We start from the raw sequence: 2,272 nt of genomic DNA on the forward strand, positions 1-2,272 counted from the left end.
CATGGAACGGTTTGGCAACCCCAAATTGACTCGCCAGGCCAGGCGAAGAAGCTCGGTTGCACGAGCTGTCTCCCGGGCACGGATCTCGGAGCTTCCGTAGGGAGTCGGCTCACCGTCGCTCATATCGACAACGCCGACCGTGATCCCCTGATCCACCATTTTGAGAATAGTGCCCCCCATCCCAAGCTCCGCGTCGTCCGGATGCGGGGCAACAACAATCACATCCACGTTGGTCACTTTCCCGGGCTCATTCTGGAATAGTGGTACTGCTTCCTTACTCATAAATCACTCTCGGAGCAAAAAGCCAAAAATGCTACAATGCAGAGTTTTAAAATGGGCATGAAACGGCCTTCCGGAGCCCTCAGCGCCATGTCAGGATTGTTTGTCGATTGAGATCAACCGCAGGGATGGATTATCCTCTTTCCCCAGACAATTCCGCACCCGCCACAGGACAATCGCTCCCTCCCGTGGGAGTCGGCGTATTTCTCGTCGCTCTTGCTCCCTTCTGTCTTGCCATTGATCTGAGCGTCGCGGAGTGTGCCCGTGCCAATCTCTTCCCAAAATGGCTGGTCAAGGCCGCAAACTTGAGTGAATTCTTTGCTCACGGTTTTGGGGTGATTATGATCGCGATCCTGATCGCGACGCTCGATTCCCGTCGAGCGCATGCACTTTACGTGGGATGCGCGGCTCTTCTCGCCGGGCTATCTGGTGACCTTATGAAGCTTGTCATATTCCGCGTACGTCCCCGAGACTTTGATTTCGCCGGTAATGTGTGGACCACGTTCCACGAGTGGCTTCCCGTTCTCACCCTTCATCCTGCACAACTCAGCGGTTCTTTCCCTTCCTCACACGCCGCGACGGCGGCCGGTTTGGCTTTTGCTCTGACCACTATCTATCCGAGCGGGAAAACCGTATTTGCCGTATTGGCTGGCTGCGCCTGCCTGCAGCGTGTCTTTGCGGGGGCCCATTTCCCGAGCGACGTCGCTTTTGGAGCCGGTCTCGGTTGGTGTGCGGCGTGGCTTCTGACTCGGTTCGTGCTCCCGGGTCGATGGTGGAAGCCAACCCAGGAAAGGTGTACAACCCCGTCCTGAACGCCCACTTTCCTCAACGAGCCCCTACGCTTCATGCAGAGCCACCTCGACTGTTGGGCAATCAGAAGACGCTTCGACCGTAATCTTTGCATAAAATCCGGACGAACCGTGCCCACAGTTGACAATTTGCGTGTTTCCTTCGGTGGCCCTCCCCCGTCCTTCGTGAATGTGACCACAGACGACGACTGCCGGTCGATGGCGCTGAATAAACTCTTTAAGAGCCACGCTTCCCACATGACACCCCCAGTAAACGCGGTCCACGGCACAGTTGTGAGGTGGTGCATGTGCCAGCGTGATCCTGCATGAGGCACTCTCAAGCTGGCTCCACCCCTGCTCGAGCATTCCGCGGAGTTCATCTTCGCTGAACTGATACATTCCTGGTCGCCAGTGCGGTATTCCCGGCAGACCGTGCACCCCCAACCCGTTGAACACGGTGCCGCGCGCCGCCAGGTTGACACCCAGTTCGTCCAACCGTTGCGCTACCTCTTTGGTATCACAATTTCCAGCAACAGCGTAAACAATGGGCGTTTTTTGGCGACACCGTTCGATAAGGGGATCCACGTCACGGCCGGAGCCGAAATGTGTCAAATCCCCCGCAAGCAAGATCATGTCACACGGGCCGGACCGCTCCAGGATTCGATCGAGTGCGCGTCGATTACCATGAAGGTCGGAAATCGCTAGGATGACCATGTGCTGACTTGAAGTGTTCCCTCAAAACGGAGATTTTACCTAAGCTCACCCAATTCCCTGGGACTCGGAACTGCTATCCGATCGCACGATCATGCGCAAATGGGCCAAACTGTGGCCGTTTTTTTATCTTAGGCCGCGGAACTGCGAAGACAACATCCGTGCCACACTGACCCCTCCCTACTTTTCGTTTGCCAATGGCGGCGCGGGCGTCCGCACGGCGTTGCGCGAGGAACGTCAGCGCAGCGGGACCTGCTTCTCAGGCCCGTTTTCGAAGGGTGTGCATGTCTCGTCCATATTTCAACCCTTCGATAGTCCCTTTCGCCGACGGAGCGCGAACTACTCGGTTCAGTGGCTCACGGAACGGTACGGACCATTCATGAATTGCTCCCATCACACTTTTTCTGAAAAAGGGGAGGTAGATCAAGGGAGACCCGCTTGCGAGAAGGGCAGGGGGGCGTCATCATAAACCCCTTCGGATTTGGACTTTTTCC

General features: G+C 56.5%; 3 protein-coding genes. 1 reads left to right on the forward strand and 2 read right to left on the reverse strand.

The genetic code is table 11. The features are described 5' to 3' along the window. A partial coding sequence (locus H5U08_RS16230) for a PIG-L family deacetylase (protein ID WP_297035415.1) occupies positions 1 to 282 on the reverse strand: 282 nt, incomplete at its 3' end. 185 nt (positions 283 to 467) lie between these two features. Between H5U08_RS16230 and H5U08_RS16235 the strand changes: the two genes are divergently transcribed. Continuing rightward, complete coding sequence (locus H5U08_RS16235; RefSeq protein WP_297035418.1) at positions 468 to 1,091, forward strand: phosphatase PAP2 family protein; 624 nt, start codon at positions 468 to 470, stop codon at positions 1,089 to 1,091. A 24-nt stretch (positions 1,092 to 1,115) separates the two neighbouring features. Here the strand turns inward: H5U08_RS16235 and H5U08_RS16240 are convergent, their stop codons facing one another. Further along, positions 1,116 to 1,781, reverse strand: a complete 666-nt coding sequence (locus tag H5U08_RS16240) for a metallophosphoesterase (RefSeq protein WP_297035421.1) — start codon at positions 1,779 to 1,781, stop codon at positions 1,116 to 1,118. Positions 1,782 to 2,272: the final 491 nt, after the last annotated feature.

Origin of the sequence: Thermogutta sp. (assembly GCF_014359955.1) — a bacterium.
GTDB lineage: Bacteria > Planctomycetota > Planctomycetia > Pirellulales > Thermoguttaceae > Thermogutta.